The following is a 19,624-nucleotide window of genomic DNA, read 5'->3' as shown; positions in this document are numbered from 1 at the left end:
GAGGTCAACCAGGTCTACGTCTTGCGGAGCCTTCAATCGCCCGTGGGCTCGGGCCGAGCGAACCCGAACCTGTTGCGCTGGAACGGTTGGGACGACCGGCAACTGGCCGACCTCGGCTCGACGCTGCTGACGAAACGGCTGCTCGTCGAATCCGAGGCACCCGGACGCCGCCTCGCCGTCTTCAAGGTGCGCTGTTCTCCGCGTCGGTTGCGCCAGGTCAGCGCACCGAGCAGCTCGCCGGGAACGGCGACGTCGAAGCGGATCGGCGTCGCCTCGACATGCACCGGGCTCGCCCCGCATCCGCCGGCGCCGAGCATCGCCCAGTCGTCGTGACCGGGATAGGCCGGGTCGCGCCACGTTGCTGGAGCAGCGCCGCAACAGGCGCGCCGCTGCTTGTTGACGACACGGAGACGGCTCACCACGTAGACCACGCATCGGTCGACATGACGGGGCGGTGACATGCCGCGCGCGGGGACCTGAGCGAGAATGGGCCAGTTCGGACTCTGCGCAACCCTGGAAGGACCCTCCCTTGGCCGGTGGACTCGTAGCCCTGCTGGATGACGTGGCGGTGCTGGCCCGTGCCGCTGCCGCGTCGATCGATGACATCGGGGCGGCCGCCGCGAAGGCCGGCGCCAAGGCTGCGGGTGTCGTCGTCGACGATGCTGCCGTCACGCCGCAGTACGTGCGGAGCCTGGCGGCCGAGCGCGAATTGCCGATTATCAAGCGCATTGCCGTGGGGTCGCTGCGCAACAAGTTCTTCATCATCCTGCCGGCGGTGCTGCTGCTCAGTCAGTTCGTGCCCTGGCTGCTCACTCCGATCCTCATGCTCGGCGGCGCCTACCTCTGTTACGAAGGCGCGGAGAAGGTGTGGGCCAAGATCGCCCATCACGGTGCCCACGGCGCGGGCGAGCAAAAGGTGCAGGACGAGACGACACTGGTGTCCGGGGCGGTACGAACCGACCTGATCCTCTCGGCGGAGATCATGGTCATCAGCCTCAACGAGGTGATCGATGAGGCGTTCTGGTCCCGCCTGGCGATCCTGGCTGTGGTCGCCGTCGTCATAACCGTCTTGGTGTACGGCGTGGTGGCCCTGATCGTAAAGATGGACGACGCCGGGCTGCGCCTGTCGCAACGTTCCGGCGCCGTCGCCACGTTCGGCCGCGGTCTGGTGAGGGCGATGCCGGTGGTCCTCACCGTGCTGACGGTAGTCGGCACCGCGGCGATGCTGTGGGTGGGCGGGCACATCCTGCTGCTAGGCACGAACGAGCTGAACCTGCACTTCCTGTACGAGGCCGTGCACCACGTGGAGGTCGCCGCCCACGACGCCACGGGTGTTCTCGGCGGGCTCGTCGGCTGGCTCGTCAACACGGTGGCCAGCGCGATCCTCGGGCTGATCGTCGGAGCGCTGGTCGTGCTGGTCATGACTCTCACGCTCCACCGCCGCACATCCAAGGCTGCGGCTGCGACTGCGGCGGGCACGACTCGTGCTGACGGCACCATCCCCGCGCCGCCGAGCCGTGCAGCTCGGCGTCGCGACGCTCCTGCGGACCGAGCGCCGCGCGGTTGACCACAACACCATCGCAACTCCACCACGCGGTCAGGCGTCCTGGTGCCGAGCCGCGCTCAACCCGGCTGAGCTGCGCGGGTCGTCCCGGGCCGACCTGCGGCCCTTCGTGCTCTTCCTGGCCGCGGCGTGCTCACCGATGCCGGAGAGACGAGGGGCCTTGACCTCCGGTGATGGAGGTCGAGCGGTGCGGCGTGACCTCCCAGTAGAGGTCGAAGTGGTCAGGCGTGTCGTTCCGGGATGGCTGGCCTCGGCCGGCGTCTCGGTTCGCCTAAGGCCACGTCTGCAGGCATGCTGCAGATCGATGTGGAGCGTTGCGGGTGAGCTTGCTGGACTCCGCCGCAGTTCCGTCATTCGAGGCGCAGATCCCACCCGCAATGCCCTGAGCAGGCCCTTCAGCCTAGAGACCTCTTCGGCGGACCCGAAGAGGTCGGCCCGTTTGCTCCCGGTCGTCAGTCGAGCGGCGTCCGCTCATGCCGATGAGCGCACTCGATCTTTCGTCTCTTCGCGGCATCGTGGCTCTGGAACGTTGTCCGCTGTCGGGGTCAGGAGCGGCGCGGGCGACACGGCAAGCGACCAGGAGAGGGTGACCGACGCCGTATCGTCTTCCTTGACTGCTGTGATCGACCTCATCGATGGATACATGCATCGAGTGCTGAAGGGCAGAGAAGACCCGGTGAGGGTCGTCGGGGAGCTGATGTGTGCGCTGATCGACCTGCCCCCGCCCACGTCGGCCGCTTGTACAACATCTACGGGGACTTGTCGGACATTGTTGACGGCTACCCGTTCGACTACGGCGATGGCACCGAGATGATCGCCCAACGGGAGATTCGCGACGCTGCGTGGGACTGGTTGACCATTGCGCGCAATGCCGAGGGAATAAAGACCTACGTCGACCACTGGGTTGCGAGAATTGCAGCGTTACCGACGACCGACGGAGGACGGCCGTTCCGCCACCCCTGGGTTCAGTGACGCACGGTACCGGCACCGTGCGTGGGGCAGGCCGGCCTCCAGGCGTAGTGCCCGGACCCAGGGCAGGGTGTCCGCACATGCCGCGATCCGCTCGCCGCCGGCCTCACGACGGGTCGGGCTGGCTGGCGGCCGGACATGCCGATGTGCGGACGTCGTTGTAATGCTTTCTTCTGCCTGGCACTGGCACCGTGGCGGCTCAGTCCCACCAGAACGACCACCAGGCCCGGCTCGTGAGGCTCTCGGCGTAACGGATGAGGGTGTCCGTGCTGGACTGCCACACGTTGTCGGGGCAGAACGCAAAGTGTTCCGCAGCGACGCGCTGCGCGTGGTCTGCATCGGTGGGTGGAGCGGCGACGCTGAGGTATAGCTCGGCTGGTCCGAGGCCGACGACTCTGGCACCGAAACGTTCTTCCCAGCTGCGCAGCACCGTGCTGAACTGCGCGGTGTCGTTCTCGTAGTTCAACGGCCCACCCCACCCCAGATCGGCCGGGGCATCCGCGCTGCGGGAACTGGCACTCAGCCCGAGGCGCGGCGCGGTCAGCCACGAGTCGGCCATCAAATGGTCCGCGAACTCGGCAGCCCGAGTCGCGGGATTTTCCTGCAGCGTTCCGGCAAGTGCGAGCCCAGGCCACCGATTGCCAAACGGCGCCGTGACGGCCAGCCGCTCCGGCGCGCTGAGCATGTCGTCCTCATCCACCGTTGTGTAGACAGACCACCACCCCGCCAGCAGTACGTCAGCGTCATGATCGCCCGGCCTGGACTTGATGAGACCCGGGTCGAGTTCACCGGTCGTCCAAGGGCTGCCCGGCTCGTACAAACTGCCTCCGAGGAGCAGTGGCCACAGACCTGTCCGGCCATGGAGCGCCTGAAGTGAGCCCCACAGACCCGCGTCCGGACGTGTGTCGCTGATCCACAGGATCGGCTCCTCGAGAACGCCGGCCTCGGTCTCGTGCACGGCTCGCCCCGGCGGAAGGTCGAGGCTAAGGGAGCCGCTGCCCGAGTCGTCTCGAAGGTACGTCCACGAATTGCCCGTCATCGGACGCAGGGTACAGACCCGCTAAGACAATCAGAGCCACTCGCCTCGTCCGCTGTCCGCTTTTGCCGCCGTCAGGGTGTGACAGCTGTCGGGCGGCGCCCTCGGGCTGGTCAGCTCACGACCGGGGCGTCGAGATAGCCGACGTCTGTGGAGCCCGACGCGAGGTGGACGCGATATCCCCAGTGCCGCAAGACCTGGGCGATCTTCGCGGCGCCGGCCGGGTTGGCGGAGTGGACGTTGATGACGCCGACGTCGAAGGGGCGCTTGTCGAAGGCGGCCCGTTCCAGGACCTCCACGACCGGCCAGATCGTGTCGTCCCCGCCTAGATCGTGGTCAAGCCACAGTTCGTCCAGGCGCCGGTTCCGGTACCGATCGAGGAGTTGAACTCCGGCGGTGCTGGTGCGGGCCACCTCAGCGCTACGGCCGTCCACGAACGAGCGGAGGTCATCGACCAGGACGATCGTTCGGCGGCTATCCACGCGATGATGATGCCTGACACCCGCACGATCCGACATCCGGATTTGCCGCTGGTCGGGCGCCCGCCTCTGCGTCTCGGTCAGGAACGAGCGGCGCTGGCCTTGAGGCTCCGCAACTGTGCGACCTTGCGCTCGGCGTCCTGGCGTGAGTATGAGCCGAGCGCTGAGAGAGGCATGGCGTCGTCGCCGAGGTGGAGGACGGGAGCGTAGAGCGGCAAGCCTGCCCGTATGTCGATCTGTTCGCAGTCGACCGACTGGATCGCGCTCCAGGGTGTGACCTGGTCACGGCTGTCGAAGCCGCGGATACGGACACCGTCGCCGCCGATTACCACGCCGAGTCGAAGAGCTCGCCAGATTCCGGCCAGGCCGCTCGTGGCGAGTAGGCCTCCCAGCACGATGCCGAACCAGTCGCGCTCTGCCAGTACGCCCCCGGAGGTGAAGTACGTGACGCCCAGCAGGGTCCATACAGCGAAGATCACGACTAGGACCGGAATCTGGACGCGTGGCCTGATGACGATGCGGTGCATGGCGGAACATGCTACGCAGGCTTGTCCGGCCAATTGGCGTAGTCCAGTCCGGCTGCGGCGTTGGGGACCAACGGATCGTCGTCACGATCGGTGCACGGATCTTCCGCTGACATGGCGCGGCGATCGTGAGCGTGCTGCCCGATCGACCGATGTGGCTGCGGGAGCAGTGCTGGCACCAACCGAACACTGGCCGGCAGCCCGCAGTTCCGCCCCCGGCGGACTCGATCGGCCGCGACCCACGGGACCGGTGGTACGGGGGTCTGCTCATCGCGATCGCGACATCGATCGCGGCGAGAATCCTCCTGTGCGGACTACGACAGCCACTCGGCGGCTGGTACCTGCCCGACGAACCCACCAACTGAGTGCCTCAGCCCAGCCCATGATCACCACCCGTTTGGCTACGAGTGCTGAACTTTTGGATCGTAGGGATCAGCCGCGGCCGGCGACCTCTACGAGAGTCTCCGGAGCGAGGGGTTTTCCGGTGACGTCGAGTGGCGTCATCGGAACTGCCCGATCGGTCGATCGGATCACCGACGTCGAGACGAGGAACACTCCGGAGTGAACCCGGGCGCGCACAGGTGTAGGCGACCCGACCGCGACGGCCGTCGCGCCAGCAAGGGACAACTGGCCCACTAGCCCATTGAGGACCTCGCTCACGCTGGACTGGTCGCCGCCGCTGCCTGCTCCGACGGCTGCCTGGTGCCGACCGGACAGCATGCTCTCGACATACCAGCCGGACGGCCCGGTCCAGAGCCGTAACGTGTGCTCGTCGTCGAGCGAGACCGTGTCGGCCAGGACATAGCCAGCTGGTGGTTGCCAGTCGCGCTCAGGTACAGCAGGGTTCGGGGCGACGCTGATGACCGCCGCGACGGCCAGGCAGACGGCCGCCAGCCCGATCAGGCTACGCATGTTCGAGCGGAATCCGGCGATGCCCATGATGCGATGCTCGCAGCAATCGGGGTCAGTCGGAGTGTCGGATCTTTCGCATGAGCATCGCCCACACTCCGTATCCGGAACCGACGTTGCCGGTGATCGTGCCAGCGGCCGAGCCCATAAACAGGGCGTTCGCGCAGTCCGGGCAAACTTGCCGGCCGGTGATGGTCTTCTCGAACGGCTTGCTCACGCGCCGACCGCAGTCAGGGCAATCCCTGCCAGACAATCCCATTGACGCCTCCTCCAACAGGTGCTCGAGAGGATATCTCTGCGTCTTCATCGTCGAGGTCGCCGACGAGCAGCAAACCGCTGTAACTGCGACGGTGTATTCAGGCAGGATCATCGGCCGTGACACTCGTCCTGCCGCCGCGCCTGACAGCCTCGGCTCAGAGCCTGCGCGACGCCGCTCATCGACGCGGACTACGCACCGTCCAGCTGCACACCTTCGAAGTACCCGCCGGGTTGCGTGCTGATCACCTTCACGCGGGACCGAGCTTCGCCGACGTCGTCGCACCGGTGCTCGGGATCGCGCCCCTGGAGGCTGAACCTGGCTGGCTGACTAGCCTTCCTCGTGAACTCACCGGCCGCGAGATCACCATGGTCGCCATTGGCGAGGCCTACGAACTCCGTCGACCGGCGTTCATCAAGTCGCCCAACGACAAGAACATCCCGGCGATGATCTACACCGATGGTTCCCGCCTGCCCGGCCCGGATGCTGTCGACCGGCGGACTCCAGTGCTCGTCAGCGACATCGTCGACTTCACCGCCGAGTACCGGCTACACGTGCTCGACGCTGCTGTCTACACAGGCAGCCAGTACGCCGCGCACGGCCGGTTGCACCTCGGCCCTGCGTCGACCGACGCGCTAGCCTTCGGCACCGATCTCATCGCCGGATATGGGCACACGTTGCCCTCCGCCATCGTCGTAGACGTAGGGCTGGTCGATGGCCACTGGGCCGTGATCGAGGCGAATGCCGCGTGGGCCAGCGGCGCCTACGTAGCGGATCCAGACCTGGTCCTCGATGTCGTCCTCCGAGGGGCCAGTCCAACGGCTTCGGTGACCGCCCGCGACAGACAGTTCATCCGACGGCCTCAGCCGACCGCTGCGCTTTAAGCCAGCAGGTCCATACCGGTGTACTGATCTGGCTCCCTTCTGTGTCAAGGCACCGCCGGGAGGAGAGCTCTATCCCGGGTCTCGGCGGGTCCGGGAAGTGACTTCTCCGAAGAGCCGGCTTGGGGATGCGAGTCGGTCACGCTGGAGCCAGTTGTCGTTCGCGTTGTCCTCCCGCCCGCATCGCTTCCATCGACGTCTTGCCGGTGGTCTTCTTCCGGTCGAAGTAGGCGCGTAGCGCTTGTGCGGGTCCATACCGATGACCACACGATCTGACGTGACACTCAACGCGTCCTCCGATGCTCGATCCACCTGGGTTGTCGAGCCGGGAGGGCAACGCTACTTCGAGCCGAACAAACCCCTCTTGAGCCTCTCCCCGCCCTGGGGGCGACGCCCGGGCCGCGCAGGCCAAATGAGAGCCACACGACCAGCGTGGGCAGCCGAAATGAGAGCGACAGCCCGGGCGCCTCGACCGAAGCCTGGCCGGGCCGCGGTCGCAGGTCAATGAAACATGTAGCCGAGGGGCGGATGTTCGCGGTGGTCGCGCGCCTTTTCCATGTCTAGACTCCACCGATGCATGACGGCGGCACCCTGTTGCGGATGATCGGGGCCTCGCAGGAATCAACCAGGAGTTGAGCGGTTCACTGCTTGGCCGTCGAGATAGCCGACCTCGGGTGAGCCCGACGCGACACGGACGTAATACCCCCAGCGTCTTAGGACCAGGGCGACCTTCGCGGCGCCGGCCGGGTTGGCGGAGTGGACGTTGATGACACCGACGTCAAGGGGGCGTTTGTCGAAGGCCGCCCGTTCCAGGACCTCCACGACCGGCCAGATCGTGTCATCCCCGCCGAGGTCATGGTCCAGCCACAGTTCATCCAAGCGCCGGTCCCGGTACCGACCGAGGAGTTCAACTCCGGCGTCGCTGGTGCGGGCCACCTCGGCGATACGGCCATCCACAAACGAACGCAGGTCATCAACCATGACGATCGTTCGGCGGGCGTTCACACGATGATGATGCCTGCCGGGAGACCCTTTCGGTGAATCCGAAGCCGACTGAGACAACGGAGTGCTTCGGAGCCACGGGCAGCAGTTGACGGTGCCCTATGCATCCTGGCAGGGGAGTGCGCGCAGGTCACGGCGGTAGGGCGCGGCGCTCGGCCCTGGCCTGGGCGCCACGCTTGGCCCCGACGCTGACCGCGCCGCAGCCGCTCATGCCGCCGAGAGGTCGCTATTGGGCGGCCGCTTGCCGGCGGACCTCGGGGCCTGAACACTTTCCCGCCTGATCGGCAATGTCAGGGTGAAGCGCGGACTTTGCCGAGGAGGGCCATGGCTTCGGATGCGGATTTGATAGGCCGGTCGCTGGATGGCGATGTCGACGCCTTCGTAGAGGTGGTCGAGCGTCATGAGGCCGCCGTCGGTTCGTACCTCGTTCGCCGGGCGGGGCGGGATGCGGCTGAGGACCTCCTGGGCGAGGTTTGGGTTGCGGCGTTCGAGTCGCGGCGATCGTACGACCGGTCGTACAACGATGCGCGGCCGTGGCTGTACGGGGTGGCATTGAATCGCTTGCGGCGCTACTGGCGGTCCCGGCCCGCCGAGGACCTGGTCGCGGACGTGCCGGACGTGGCTACTGGATGGGATCCATGGTCGGCGGTGGACCTCGGCGTGGACGCCCGGGCGGTGCTCCGGTCGGCCCTGACGCGGCTCAAACCCGAAGAGCGGGAGGTCCTGAGGCTCGTCGCCTGGGAGGACCTGACAGCAGCCGACGCCGCGCGGGCACTCGGCATACCGGCCGGCACCGCGCGGCGGCTGCTGAGCCAGGCCAGGACGGCATTGCGCGACGCCCCGGGGGTGCCCGCGCTTCTGAAGGACCGCAACAGCGCGAAGGAGAGACACCGATGACCGACGAGCTCGATCTGGTCGGTGCGTTGGGCAACGCAGAACCACTACGCCCGGAGGCGTATCAGCGGGCGCGGGCGGTGCTGCGGGCGGCTATGGCCGACCCCGGAACCGTGCGGCTGCTGGGCGCGATATCAGCGGCGGACACGACTATGGAGGCGACTTCAACCATGGAAACGACGACAACCACGCGAGACCACGAATCCAGCCCGGCGCTTCAGCGCCGCCGCCGCATCGGTACCGCGGGCCGATTGGGCATCGGCGCCGGGGTGGGGGTTGCCGCCGCGGCGGCAGTCGTCGCTGTGGTGCTCAACTCGCCGGCGACCGGGGGCATGGAGGCCGGCAAGGATTCGTCAGCCGCCACCTCGGGCTCGACCAGCGTTGACGGGTCGGCCGAGCGCGCGCCGCTGATGACCCTGGCCGGGTCCATCAAGACGGTCACCCCGTCGGCGGGCGACGCGTGGCTGGTGAAGGCGACGCAGGTCCACGGTGCCAAGACCATGCAGGTCGTCTACACGCTGTACACCGACGGTCACGCGATCTATACGGGCAACAGCGTGAGGGACATCAAGCGTGCGATCGCCCGTCACCAGGACCAGATGACGGACGGCGGCTACGCTCCGCTCCTCAAGGCAGCCGTCGCCGCGGCGGACAGCAGCCCAGCCGACGGCCGGACCCAGATGCTCAAGGCAGCCAAGGATCCGCTGGTGGGTCTCGACCCCGCAGCGCAAAAGGCGGTGTGGGACAAGCAGCAGGCGGCCGCTCAGGTGATCATCAAGCAGAAGGGCGGCAACGCCAAGCCGAAGCCGTACAGCCCCCAGGCCGTACAGCGGCACTTCGACAACGCCCTGTGGACGTACAGCACCCAAGCGCTGTCCGCTGGCGACGGCAACACGCAGGTCCGGGCCGGTGTGCTGCGTCTGCTGTCCACCATATCCGCGGTCAGCGTCAAGAACTCGACCACCCACGGCAACGCCACGCTGACGATCACCGCCGGCCCCGAGGTGTTCGGCGGCGAGGGCAGCGAGGTGCTGACCATTGACGCCAAGACCGGCATGCTGGTCAAGGACGTCTCCACCGTGCCGGGCCTCCCGCAGGCCTCCACGACGTACGAATCTTCCCGCGTGACGAAGGCCGACCTGTAGGCCGGGAACTCCCATCCGCCAGCATTCCGGCAGACGGGCGTAACTCGGCCCGGCGTTCGGTAACGGTGCGGGCCGCCTCCAGGCGGCCCGCACCGTCGTTTTGTTTGTTCGCGCGGCCCGTGCCTGATTGCGATGATCGACGCGTGACGTACATCCCGGACCTGGCGCCCTATGACTACTACCCGGGCGCCCCGGACGCCATTGCCATTGGTTGGCTGGATTCGAGCATGTCCTTTACTGCAGGAGCCTGCCCCCGAGACGTTCGAGATCGCTTGGTGAGGCTCGGTGCCAGACCAGTGCGGCTCATGCGTGGGTACCACTACTGCCAGTTCTGCGAGGCAGCGGTCGAGCCTCTGCGCGTGATTCGGGCCGACATTTTGCTCTACGAAGCTCCCGATGTTGCGCGCGGGAACGGCGAGATCTGGCTCACCGGAGTGGACGGGACGAACTTCGCTGCACCGGTGCTGATCGGCCACTACGTTGAAGAGCATCGCTACCTGCCACCTGATGGCTTCATCGAGGCGGTTCGGACCGGTGTCCCCACCCCCGGCGTCGCATAGTGAGGATCCGGCTTCTGCCGCGCTCGGCTGGCAAGTGAAGGTCAGCCGCACCGGCACCGCAAGATGTCCGTTGACCTCTCCACCTAACCTCGCTGGTGACAACCACTGGGCCGACGGGTTGCGGGTGCGCTGTCGGACGTGTTGTCCGCCGGTTCCCCGTCCGCGTCGTTGCGGTATCGCTTGGGCCTGCTCGAAGGTCGCGTCGTCGATGAGTGGCTCATGGGTGATGTCCTCTGGAGACCACCCATTTGCCGCGGACGTTCCAGCGAATCACGCCGGTGTGACCCATTGCCACGTCGTCGACGTCGAGGCGGCCCGCGACACCCAGATCGACCCCTGCGGCGGACGCATCCCACTCGCGCCCGCCGAGCCGTCGTCGTCGGGGCCTCGGGTCTGCCGACGTGGGTAGGTCGACCGGCAGGACTTCCTGCGAGCGCCGTCAGTTCGGGTGTGCCGTTCAAGTGGTGTGCGCGAAACCGATGAAGAAATCAAGACACAAGGTGTCAGGTTTTGGGTCGAGCATGGGTTGCTGGTCGACGCCGTTGGTGCGGCGTAAACCGGAAACTCGAATAAATACGAACAGATAAGGACCTTCGTGCGCGAAACTTCGGAAGAACTCACAGGGCTTCAGGCTCTCCTTGATGCATCCCTGTCCCGTTCCACCTCGCACCTCCGCTCGATCATCAGCACCGAGCGCACCTTGACCGCGCAGCTGCTCACCCACGTCCTCACTGGCATGTGCACCCTCGCCCTGTCCACAGTGACGGCGAAGGGCGAGCCGCGGATCAGTGGTGTCGATGGGCATTTTCTGCACGGCAAGTGGCTCTTCGGCACGGCGCGCGACTCGGCCAAGGCGCGCCATCTCTCGGCGCGGCCCGCCGTGAGCGCCGCACATATGCGCGGTGAGGACCTGGGCGTGTTCACGCACGGCAGGGCCGAGATCCTCAACCCCCACGACGGCGAGCCGGCGGAGGACTGGCCGGACCTGCTCGCGTACCTCAAGGACTTCTATGGCGAGGAGCTCTTCGACTGGGACAACGACGTTGTCTACTACCGGCTGCAACCGCACTGGATGGCCGCCTACGCGCCCGACGTCGCGAAGCTCACTGCGCTGTCCCAGCCCTGATCCCCCAGCAGTGGCCGGATCGGGACCAGCCACGTCATGAGAGATCGGTGAGGCATCCACGCAGGTCCCCTGGACGGCGACCTGCGGCGAAGCGCGTGGGCGAGAGGGTGGACGAAGGTTGACTGAAATCGGATCGGGCGTCGCAAGGGTGGGACGCGACACCATCGACGTGGTGGGGGCTCGTACCAACAATCTGCGGGACGTGTCCGTCAGCATTCCCAAAGGACAGCTCGTCGCCTTCACCGGAGTGAGCGGCAGCGGCAAGACCTCGCTGGCCATCGACACCCTGCACAACGAAGCCCAGCTACGGTATCTGGAAGGGCTTTCGCCCTTCGTACGGCAGTACATAACGCAGCGCAACCGGCCGAAGGTCGACCGCATTCTGGGCCTCGGCGCGACGCTCGCTGTCGACCAACGCCGCCTGAACCGTAACCCCCGTTCCACCGTCGCAACGATCACCGGCATCGACGGGCACCTGGGGCTGCTGTACTCGCGCCTTCCAGGGATCGGCGCAGACCCGGCGGGGGAGAGTGGAAACGAGCATCTGACGACCGCTCACTTCGACCGCAACACGCCGGAAGGGAGCTGTGCGGACTGCCACGGGGTGGGCGGGCGCTGGCAGGCGCAGGAGGACCTGGTCATCACCCACCCGGAGCTTCCGCTGTTCGAGGGGGCCTCGCCCTGGTACGCGAAATGGCGGTCGGGGGAACACGTGTTCGTGCCAGCGCTTGCCGAGAAGCGGGGCGTGGACCTCGGCCGATCGTGGCAGTCGCTGCCCGAGGAGTTCCGCCGTTGCGTGCTCCACGGCACAGGTGACGAGAAGATCGAGGCGACCGTCGACATGACGAACAGGAATGAGCGGGCCCTGGTGACCTACACCTCGAGCCAGCCGCTGCGGGGCGCTCTCGCCGAGGTGGAGCGGGTGTTCGTGAACGCCCAGACGTCCAGCGCCAAGCAGCGCTACCTGCCGTACATGCGCAAGCAGCCCTGCGGCACCTGTGGCGGCAGCGGATACGACGAGGTGGCCCGGTCCGTGCGGCTCGGCGGACTGACCTACCCCGACCTGCTCGAGGTCGAGGTGCGGGAGGTACGCGACTGGGCTAAACGCGTCGCGGATGAGCTGGACGCCCGGCAGCGTGAGGTGGGCGAACCGCTGCTGCAGGACCTCGGCCGCAGGCTCGGAATCCTTGACCGGCTCGGCCTGGCCCATCTCCAACTGTCCCGGAGCGCAGCGACACTGTCCGGGGGTGAGTTGCAGCGCACCCGACTCGCCTCGCAGCTCAGCACCGAACTGAGCGGCATCATCTTCGTCCTGGACGAGCCCGGCACCGGGCTGCATCCGGCGGACAAGGCACACCTGCTCGACATCGCCCTGGAGCTGCGCGAGGCCGGCAACACCGTACTCCTCGTCGAGCACGACCCGGAGCTGATCGCCCGAGCCGATTGGGTGATCGACATGGGGCCCGGCGCCGGCCGATTCGGCGGTGAGATCCTCGTGTCCGGGCCTCCCGCCGACGTGGCCGCTCATCCCACGTCGCTGACCGGGCGCTATCTGGCCGGCGAAGGGCCGCGGCTGCACCGGACCCGCCGCCCGGCCGGGGACGACACCGACTGGGTGGAGCTGCACGGCCTGCGTGCGCACAACGTGACCGCGAGCCTGGTGAGGTTCCCCGCCGGTCGGCTCACCTGCCTGACCGGCGTGAGCGGCAGCGGCAAGAGCAGCCTCCTCGCCGCGCTCGGGGCGAGCGTGGGGGCCGCCCTCGACGGAACGGCGACCGACGCGGTGCGGGAGGTGACCGGCGTCGAGGGATTCAGCTGGGTCGCCGTCGTCGATCAGGAACCGCTCGGGCGGACGCCGAGATCCAACCCGGCGACGTACAGCAAGGCGTTCGACATCGTCCGCAAGCTGTTCGCCGAGACCGACATCGCGCGCGGGCGCGGGGTCGACGCCTCCTGGTTCAGCTTCAACACCGCAGGCGGTGGCCGCTGCGAAACCTGCACCGGTTATGGCCGAAAACTGGTCGACATGCATTTCCTGCCGGACGTGTGGGTGGTGTGCGACGGGTGCGAGGGCCGGCGCTACAAGCCGGATGCGTTGGAGGTTACGTACCGGGGATTGGCCATCGATCAGGTGCTGGAGCTCACCGTCGCCGAGGCCGTGGAGCAGTTCGCCGAGCCCCGACAACTCGCAGAAACCCTGGGAGCTCTGAACCAGGTCGGGCTCGGCTATCTCCAACTCGGGCAGAGCGCCACAGAGTTGTCCGGCGGCGAGGCGCAGCGGCTGAAGCTGGCGTCCGCCATCCAACGCGGTGCTGCGAGCCGCAAGGCTGGTCTCGTCGTTCTCGACGAGCCCGTCTCGGGCCTGCACCCGTCTGACATCCAGCGTGTGGTGGACGCGCTCGACGTGTTGCTGGACTCGGGCAACACCGTCGTCGTGGCCGAACACGACATCCCCGTCGCCGCGTCCGCGGACTGGGTGATCGACCTGGGGCCGGGAGCCGGTCCGGATGGGGGCGCGGTGGTCGCGGCGGGCGCCCCGGAGGCCGTCGCGACAGCCGACACCCCGACCGCCAGCTTCTTTCGGCGGTACGCGGCGGGCCTACCGCTCCTGGAGATACGTGAAGACCTGGGCTGGTCGGCGGGCGGGGCGGGTGCTGCGCCCCTGTCCAGGCACCAGTCGAGGAGGAGCGTCCATGCCTGATATCGGTGCGGAAGCGTGCGCCCTTCGGCCGCCGCCGCACAACAGGCCCAAGGGTTCGGCGTCGGTCGTTCATCGCTGGCCCCGCCGCCGGCCGAAGTTGGCTGCGTGGTCTACGGCCCAATGCGCGACGGTACGCGCCGGCCGGCCTTCAGGACAGCGGGTTCGGGCGTGCCCGCCGGCGGCCGGGGGTCGTCGTGATGCGTGAACAGTCTGCTGGGCCACCACATCCATCGATCAACGTCCACTGTTAGTGCGGTGACCAGCACCGAGCGGACGATCATGGTGTCCAGTAGTACGCCAAACGCCACAGTGAACCCCAGTTGCGCCGCGAACACCAAGGGCAGTGATCCCAGCGCCGCGAAGGTACCGGCCAGGACCAGACCCGCTGAGGTGATCACACCGCCGGTGGCGGACAATCCAGCCCGGGCACCCTGTCGGGTGCCGTGTAGCTGTGCCTCCTCCCGTACCCGGCTGACCAGGAAGATGTTGTAGTCGATGCCGAGGGCGACCAGGAACACGAACACTAGGAGTGGGAAGTTCGCGTCTGCCCCGGCGAAGTCGAACACGTGGTTGAACACCAGCGCGCTCACGCCGAGGGACGCTCCGAGCGACAGCACCACCGTCGCCATGAGCAGCAGCGGTGCGACGATCGCCCGTAGCAGCAGTGCGAGGATGAGGAAGACCACGATCAGTACGACGGGGATGATCACTTTGGCGTCGCGGGCTGCCGATTGTTGTGTGTCGAGTGCGATCGCCGTGCTGCCTCCGACCCGCGCATCCGCACCCTCGATCCTGTGGACCGCGGCTCTGGCCTGCTCGACGGTGCGCATCGCGGCCTTGCTGCCGGGCGCGTCCTCGAGCGTCCCGAGAACGAAGGCGTCACCATCCTTGACCATCGGTGCCGCGACGTCGGCGATCCCTGGGACGCCTGACAGCGCGGTGACGACCTGCTCGGCCGAGGCGGCCTTTCCCACGACGTAGATGGGGTCACCGGACCCGGCCGGAAAGTGCCTGGACTGGATCTCCTCGCCGACGACCGCCCGCGGCTCGTTGGTGAACTGACCCTTGCTCGGGATCCCATCGGCCTTGAGCCCCGTCATCCCGATCGCCATGACGCCGAGGACGAGCGAGGTGGCGACCCACACGATCCGCGGGCGGCGGCAGATGGCGGTGCCGATCCGCGTCCAGATGCTGTCCCTGGCCGTCCCGACCGAACCGTACGACGGTTTCACCGGCCAGAAGATCCAACGGCCGCAGATGACCAGGAGGGCCGGCATCAGGGTGAGCATGGCAAGTAGCCCGACGACGATACCGATGGCACAGGCCGGGCCGAGACCTTTCGTGGAGTTGAGAGTGGCCAGCAGCAGCACCAGCAGGCTGACAGCGACGGTCGCGGCACTGGCGATGATCGCGGGACTGGAGCGGTACAGGGCTTCGGCCATCGCGTCGTGCCGGTCCTCGTGTCGCCGCAACTCCTCCCGGTACCGCGAGATGAGCAGTAGCGCGTAGTCGGTGGCGGCGCCGAACACCAGTACGGTCAGGATGAGGCTGGTCTGCGTGTTGACGACGAGTCCGGCGTTCTTTGCCAGCAGGTAGATCACCGCTTCTGCCGCGACCAGGGCGCCGCCCGCGGTCAGGAGCGGCAGCAGTGGCAGCAGTGGACTGCGGTAGGTGAACAGCAGGATGACCACCACTACCAACGCCGTGATCATCCCCAGGGCGCCTCCTCCGCTGAAGGCCGTTATCGAGTCGGATGCGTAGCCGGCCGGCCCGGTGACGTGGAACCCGAGACCGTTGGCGCTCTGTTGACCTATCGTGGTCATTTCGCCGACCACCGCGTGGGCACCGTCCCAGCCCTCACTGCCGTCGTCGACCTGCACCACGGTCAGGATGGCCTTGCCATCCTGGGACTTCGAAGGCCCCTGTGGCTGCCCCACGACCTTTTCGATGCCCTGGAAGGCTTCGGCGTCAGCTTGGGCCTTGGCCATGTCCGCAGAGGTGACGCCCTCGGGCCGGTCATAGATCACGATCGCGGGCAGGGGCTCGGCGGGCTGGAACTTCTTGGCCTGGTCGAGGACCCTTGTCGCCTCCGCGTTGCTGGGCAGCCAGGCCGAACTGTCGTTCTTCTCAACATCGCCCAGGTTGGCGGCCAGCAGGAAGGCCGGCACCATCAGGGCGACCCAGACGGCCACGATTGCCCATTTCGCAATCCTGCCACTGGGCAATGTCATCACTTTCCGCAACATGGGGATTCCTCAGCGCTCAGTCGACGAAGCCGTGCCGAAGCGGGGAGCCCTCACAGGCGTCCCACCGTCCATGGCCGGAGTTTGTCGGGGTGGCGTACCGCCCAGATGCGCTTGATCCGGTCGCCTACGACGTCGAAGGCGTACACCGATACGGTGACGCCGTCCTGCTGGGCGATCAGGCCGGGTTGGCCGTTGACCGTACGCTCCAGAATCGTCAGGTTTCGAAGTCTGCCCTCGAGGTGGATCAGGGAGCGGACGATCTGTTCGGCGCCTTCGATCGGGTGGAGCACGGCGCCGACAATGCCGCCGCCGTCGGCGATTGCCGTGGCGTTGGGGTCGAGAAGGCCGATGAGGGCGTTGATGTCCTTGGCTTCCCAGGCCTGTTTGAAATCCCTGACGATGTCGACGCGTGGGGCTGTCGAGGTCGCGGGGGTCTGTGTTGCGCGTACGCGCCGGCGGGCCGAGGAGGCCAACTGGCGGCACGCCGCAGGGGTACGACCGACGATGTCGCCGACTTCCGCGAAGGAGTAGCGGAAGACGTCGTGCAGGATGAACGCGACGCGCTCGGCCGGGGTCATCGATTCGAGTACGACGAGGAAGGCCATGGTGATCGACTCGTCGAGGGTGATGCGGTCGGCCGGGTCGATGGTGGTGGCGTCGGACCGTCCGCTGATCCACTCTGTGGGTTCGGGTAGCGGCTCGGGGATCCATTCGCCCACGTAGGTCTCCCGCCTAACCCGCGCCGAGGAGAGCAGGTTGAGGCAGATCCGGCTGGCGACCGTGGTCAACCAGGCGCCGGGGGATCGGATCGCCTCCTGCTGTTGGTGGGACATGGCGTACCAGCGGGCATAGGTCTCCTGGACGGCGTCTTCGGCGTCGGCCAGGGAGCCGAGGAGCCGGTAGGCGAGATTGATCAGCTGACGCCGTTCGTTCATGACCGCGGTCAGGCTCGGATCGGGTCGGCCATGTCCTGGCTCGGTTGGTCTGGTCATGGTGTCGCCGACTCCCCTTGGTCGCGTCTGCCCTTACTTGGTTCGACAAGACAGCACACCGAACTGTGAGGTTCGCGCGTCGCCTCACATTCCGAGGCGCCCTGTTGTCGTACCAGTGAGACGATCAGCCACCCAGCCGGCCCAAAGCGCAGTGAGACGGTGGCCTTTCCCTCCGTCCTGACGATCGCAACTGACCGGAACCCTGGCCCGTCCCGACGGCACCGATTACACCGCCGGCGTGGACAGCTTCTTCCGGCCCCGGCGTCCACCTCCATTGCGCGATCCCGGCAATTTCCGACACATCAGACCGATTTGACGAGGCGACTGAGATGCGAACTCAAGCGACCAGAAAGTTCCAGGAAGCGACCGACGAGAAGTCGGCTACCGTCACACGAAGCGGCTGGAACTGGAGCCGGATCCGCCCCATCGTCTTCTGGGTCACGACGTTTGTCATCGCCCTCGAGTTGGCTGCTGGATCGGTGTGGAACCTGCTGACGATCGAATGGGTGGAAGTGCAGTTGCACCACCTGGGGTACCCGCACTTCCTCGCCTACATTCTCGGCGCGTGGCAGGCCGGCGCGGCCGTCGCGATCGTCGCGCCCGGGCTCCCGCTGCTCAAGGAATGGGCGTACGTGGGCGCCTTCTTCCTGTGGTCCGGTGCCGTGGCGTCGCACCTGTCAGTCGGTGACGGCCTTCAATCGTGGGGGGTGCCGCTGATGTTCGGTGCGTGCGCGATCGCCTCGTGGGTGCTGAGGCCAGCCGACCGCCGGATTCCGGAGACGCGGCTCCGTCGGGCCCGCCCTGCCGACGCTGGGCCGGATGGCTTCGGGTCGTTGGAGATCCGTCCTCGCTCCTGGGAAAGCCGTCCTCGCGCTTGGATCGTCCCGATCGGACTCATCGCTGTTCTGTATGCCGTCTCGTTCCTGACGCTACCCGTGATGGAAGACGTCATGCGTGAGCAGGCAGTTGAGCTCGGCTGGATCGACAGGTAACGAGTAGGGCCTCGACGTTGCGCTGTCATGGGCGCACGACATCCGTGTCAGAACCGTTCAGGGCGCTAGACGGTCACGAATCTGCGCCGTCACCCGTCAACCAGTGCACATGAAGGGAGACGACCATGACTCACCGCCTGGTGGTACTCGGCGCCGGGTACGCGGGCCTCGGCGCCGCCAGGCGCGCCGCCCGCCGGCTGCGCCGCACCGACGTGGAGGTGACGCTGATCAACGCCACCGACCGATTCGTGGAGCGAATCCGGCTGCACCAGCTCGCCGCAGGGCAGACCCTGCGAGACCGGCCACTGCGAACCATGCTGGACGGCGCCGACGTGAAACTCGTCGTGGCCCGGGTCACCGCCATCGACGTCGACGCCAGCACCGTCCGAATGGACGCCGAGCCGTACACGGTCGGTTTCGACACCTTGGTGTACGCGCTGGGCAGTGGCGCGGACGTTGGCAGCGTGCCGGGGGTACGGCAGCACGCGTTCACGATCGCGGAGGCGGCTCAGGCGCAGCGGTTGCGGTCGCATCTGCTCGGTGCCTCGGCCGGCGATGTCGTTGCCGTCGTCGGCGGTGGCCTGACCGGCATCGAGACCGCCACCGAGCTTGCCGAGGCATATCCGGGGCTACGGATCGAACTGGTGACGAGTGACGACCTCGGTGGTTGGTTGTCTCCGCCCGCGCGGCGCCACCTCGGCCGGGCGTTCGACAGGATGGGCATTGGAGTCCGGCAGGGTGTGCGGGTCGAGATGGTCTCGGCGGCAGGCCTGCGCCTCGACGACGGGCGGGATCTCGATGCGGAGGTCGTCGTCTGGACGGCCGGTTTCCGGGTGTCCGCGCTGGCCGATCGGGCCGGTCTGGCCGTCGACGGCCGTGGCCGGATGATCGTTGACGAGACCTGTCGATCGGTGTCGCATCCGCAGGTGTACGGGATCGGTGACGCCGCAGCGGCACCCGCATTCGGCGGCGAGACCCGGATGTCCTGCCAGACCGGCCTTCCGATGGGTCTGTACGCGGCGGACGCGATCGCGGCCGTTCTGAACGGACGGACGCCGACGCCGCTTCGGATCCGTTACGTCTGGCAGAACATCAGCCTCGGTCGGCGGGACGGGATCACCCAGTTCACCCGAGCCGATGACTCCCCGATCGGTGCGGTACTCACCGGCCGGTCCGCCATCGGCTTCAAGGAGGCGATCAGTCGCAGCACGGTGTACCGCCTGCGCCACTCCGGCCCGGTGCGCTGAGGGGAAGGGCGTCGTCATCGTGGAGGTGACGTCGTGGCGCACGCTGACGGCGGCGAGCACCGCAGCGACCAGTCCGGACAGGACGCGTCGAGATTCACGAG

The 19,624-nt window shown here is 67.2% G+C and carries 20 protein-coding genes; 11 read left to right on the top strand and 9 right to left on the bottom strand.

The genetic code is table 11. The features are described 5' to 3' along the window. The first annotated feature begins 42 nt into the window (after positions 1-42). The 3 genes from AB0C19_RS02100 to AB0C19_RS02090 all read left to right on the top strand — a co-directional run bounded on the left by AB0C19_RS02100 (position 43) and on the right by AB0C19_RS02090 (position 2,536). The gene (locus tag AB0C19_RS02100) at positions 43-333 is read left to right on the top strand and encodes a hypothetical protein (protein ID WP_357178054.1); all 291 of its coding nucleotides are present in this window, start codon (positions 43-45) and stop codon (positions 331-333) included. A 196-nt stretch (positions 334-529) separates the two neighbouring features. Then, complete coding sequence (locus AB0C19_RS02095) at positions 530-1,567, top strand: DUF808 domain-containing protein (RefSeq protein WP_357178052.1); 1,038 nt, start codon at positions 530-532, stop codon at positions 1,565-1,567. A 735-nt stretch (positions 1,568-2,302) separates the two neighbouring features. Further along, on the top strand, positions 2,303-2,536 hold the full coding sequence (locus AB0C19_RS02090) for a hypothetical protein (protein WP_357178049.1): 234 nt from the start codon (positions 2,303-2,305) through the stop codon (positions 2,534-2,536). Between the two features lie 196 nt (positions 2,537-2,732). On the opposite strand, the gene AB0C19_RS02085 is transcribed toward AB0C19_RS02090, so the two are convergent. The 5 genes from AB0C19_RS02085 to AB0C19_RS02065 form a co-directional block, all read right to left on the bottom strand. After that, positions 2,733-3,572 carry a DUF4253 domain-containing protein gene (locus AB0C19_RS02085; protein WP_357178046.1) on the bottom strand — a complete coding sequence of 280 codons (840 nt, stop codon included), beginning with the start codon at positions 3,570-3,572 and terminating at the stop codon, positions 2,733-2,735. A gap of 110 nt (positions 3,573-3,682) precedes the next feature. Beyond that, complete coding sequence (locus AB0C19_RS02080) at positions 3,683-4,051, bottom strand: cyclic-phosphate processing receiver domain-containing protein (protein ID WP_357178043.1); 369 nt, start codon at positions 4,049-4,051, stop codon at positions 3,683-3,685. A gap of 77 nt (positions 4,052-4,128) precedes the next feature. Further along, entirely contained in the window at positions 4,129-4,575 is a 447-nt protein-coding gene (locus AB0C19_RS02075; RefSeq protein WP_357178040.1) for a PH domain-containing protein, read from the bottom strand. A gap of 429 nt (positions 4,576-5,004) precedes the next feature. Next, positions 5,005-5,511: a hypothetical protein gene (locus AB0C19_RS02070; RefSeq protein ID WP_357178037.1), complete on the bottom strand. Its 507-nt coding sequence runs from the start codon at positions 5,509-5,511 to the stop codon at positions 5,005-5,007. Between the two features lie 25 nt (positions 5,512-5,536). Next, entirely contained in the window at positions 5,537-5,698 is a 162-nt protein-coding gene (locus AB0C19_RS02065; protein WP_238684360.1) for a hypothetical protein, read from the bottom strand. A gap of 158 nt (positions 5,699-5,856) precedes the next feature. Here AB0C19_RS02065 and AB0C19_RS02060 point away from each other — a divergent pair, with 158 nt between their 5' ends. Further along, positions 5,857-6,621 (top strand): ATP-grasp domain-containing protein, encoded by a 765-nt coding sequence (locus AB0C19_RS02060; protein ID WP_357178033.1) that lies wholly within the window; start codon positions 5,857-5,859, stop codon positions 6,619-6,621. A 618-nt stretch (positions 6,622-7,239) separates the two neighbouring features. Here AB0C19_RS02060 and AB0C19_RS02055 read toward each other — a convergent pair. After that, positions 7,240-7,623, bottom strand: coding sequence for a cyclic-phosphate processing receiver domain-containing protein (locus AB0C19_RS02055; protein WP_357178031.1), 384 nt, complete (start codon positions 7,621-7,623; stop codon positions 7,240-7,242). A gap of 321 nt (positions 7,624-7,944) precedes the next feature. Here AB0C19_RS02055 and AB0C19_RS02050 point away from each other — a divergent pair, with 321 nt between their 5' ends. The 3 genes from AB0C19_RS02050 to AB0C19_RS02040 all read left to right on the top strand — a co-directional run bounded on the left by AB0C19_RS02050 (position 7,945) and on the right by AB0C19_RS02040 (position 10,219). Then, positions 7,945-8,517, top strand: coding sequence for a sigma-70 family RNA polymerase sigma factor (locus tag AB0C19_RS02050; RefSeq protein WP_357178028.1), 573 nt, complete (start codon positions 7,945-7,947; stop codon positions 8,515-8,517). Continuing rightward, complete coding sequence (locus AB0C19_RS02045) at positions 8,514-9,659, top strand: hypothetical protein (RefSeq protein WP_357178026.1); 1,146 nt, start codon at positions 8,514-8,516, stop codon at positions 9,657-9,659. The genes AB0C19_RS02050 and AB0C19_RS02045 overlap by 4 nt, the downstream gene beginning before the upstream one ends. A 143-nt stretch (positions 9,660-9,802) precedes the next feature. Continuing rightward, on the top strand, positions 9,803-10,219 hold the full coding sequence (locus AB0C19_RS02040; RefSeq protein ID WP_357178023.1) for a hypothetical protein: 417 nt from the start codon (positions 9,803-9,805) through the stop codon (positions 10,217-10,219). A 457-nt stretch (positions 10,220-10,676) separates the two neighbouring features. Here the strand turns inward: AB0C19_RS02040 and AB0C19_RS02035 are convergent, their stop codons facing one another. Continuing rightward, positions 10,677-10,943, bottom strand: a complete 267-nt coding sequence (locus AB0C19_RS02035) for a hypothetical protein (protein ID WP_357178020.1) — start codon at positions 10,941-10,943, stop codon at positions 10,677-10,679. On the opposite strand from AB0C19_RS02035, the gene AB0C19_RS02030 reads away from it, so the two are divergent. Beyond that, entirely contained in the window at positions 10,920-11,345 is a 426-nt protein-coding gene (locus AB0C19_RS02030; RefSeq protein WP_357178017.1) for a pyridoxamine 5'-phosphate oxidase family protein, read from the top strand. The genes AB0C19_RS02035 and AB0C19_RS02030 overlap by 24 nt on opposite strands. A gap of 163 nt (positions 11,346-11,508) precedes the next feature. Next, entirely contained in the window at positions 11,509-14,046 is a 2,538-nt protein-coding gene (locus AB0C19_RS02025; RefSeq protein ID WP_357178263.1) for an excinuclease ABC subunit UvrA, read from the top strand. A 110-nt stretch (positions 14,047-14,156) separates the two neighbouring features. Here the strand turns inward: AB0C19_RS02025 and AB0C19_RS02020 are convergent, their stop codons facing one another. Together AB0C19_RS02020 and sigJ are read right to left on the bottom strand one after the other, a co-directional pair. Beyond that, a complete protein-coding gene (locus tag AB0C19_RS02020; RefSeq protein WP_357178014.1) occupies positions 14,157-16,238 on the bottom strand; it encodes an MMPL family transporter in 2,082 nt (693 codons plus the stop codon). A 104-nt stretch (positions 16,239-16,342) separates the two neighbouring features. Continuing rightward, on the bottom strand, positions 16,343-17,284 hold the full coding sequence (gene sigJ / locus AB0C19_RS02015) for an RNA polymerase sigma factor SigJ (RefSeq protein WP_357178011.1): 942 nt from the start codon (positions 17,282-17,284) through the stop codon (positions 16,343-16,345). A 329-nt stretch (positions 17,285-17,613) separates the two neighbouring features. Here sigJ and AB0C19_RS02010 point away from each other — a divergent pair, with 329 nt between their 5' ends. Together AB0C19_RS02010 and AB0C19_RS02005 are read left to right on the top strand one after the other, a co-directional pair. After that, positions 17,614-18,276, top strand: coding sequence for a DoxX family protein (locus tag AB0C19_RS02010; RefSeq protein ID WP_357178009.1), 663 nt, complete (start codon positions 17,614-17,616; stop codon positions 18,274-18,276). 125 nt (positions 18,277-18,401) lie between these two features. Then, positions 18,402-19,523 carry an FAD-dependent oxidoreductase gene (locus AB0C19_RS02005; protein ID WP_357178006.1) on the top strand — a complete coding sequence of 374 codons (1,122 nt, stop codon included), beginning with the start codon at positions 18,402-18,404 and terminating at the stop codon, positions 19,521-19,523. The last annotated feature ends 101 nt before the right edge of the window (positions 19,524-19,624 follow it).

The organism is Micromonospora sp. NPDC048842 (genome assembly GCF_040649935.1).
GTDB lineage: Bacteria > Actinomycetota > Actinomycetes > Mycobacteriales > Micromonosporaceae > Micromonospora > Micromonospora hortensis.
The sequence above is the reverse complement of the archived record's forward strand: the minus strand, read 5'-3'. Positions and strand labels throughout refer to the sequence as shown.

Coding starts and splice junctions, on each gene's coding strand:
- AB0C19_RS02085 (WP_357178046.1), bottom strand. CDS start 3,572: ATGACGGGCAATTCGTGGACGTACCTTCGAGACGACTCGGGCAGCGGC.
- AB0C19_RS02075 (WP_357178040.1), bottom strand. CDS start 4,575: ATGCACCGCATCGTCATCAGGCCACGCGTCCAGATTCCGGTCCTAGTC.
- AB0C19_RS02070 (WP_357178037.1), bottom strand. CDS start 5,511: ATGGGCATCGCCGGATTCCGCTCGAACATGCGTAGCCTGATCGGGCTG.
- AB0C19_RS02050 (WP_357178028.1), top strand. CDS start 7,945: ATGGCTTCGGATGCGGATTTGATAGGCCGGTCGCTGGATGGCGATGTC.
- AB0C19_RS02045 (WP_357178026.1), top strand. CDS start 8,514: ATGACCGACGAGCTCGATCTGGTCGGTGCGTTGGGCAACGCAGAACCA.
- sigJ (WP_357178011.1), bottom strand. CDS start 17,284: ATGACCAGACCAACCGAGCCAGGACATGGCCGACCCGATCCGAGCCTG.
- AB0C19_RS02010 (WP_357178009.1), top strand. CDS start 17,614: ATGCGAACTCAAGCGACCAGAAAGTTCCAGGAAGCGACCGACGAGAAG.
- AB0C19_RS02005 (WP_357178006.1), top strand. CDS start 18,402: ATGACTCACCGCCTGGTGGTACTCGGCGCCGGGTACGCGGGCCTCGGC.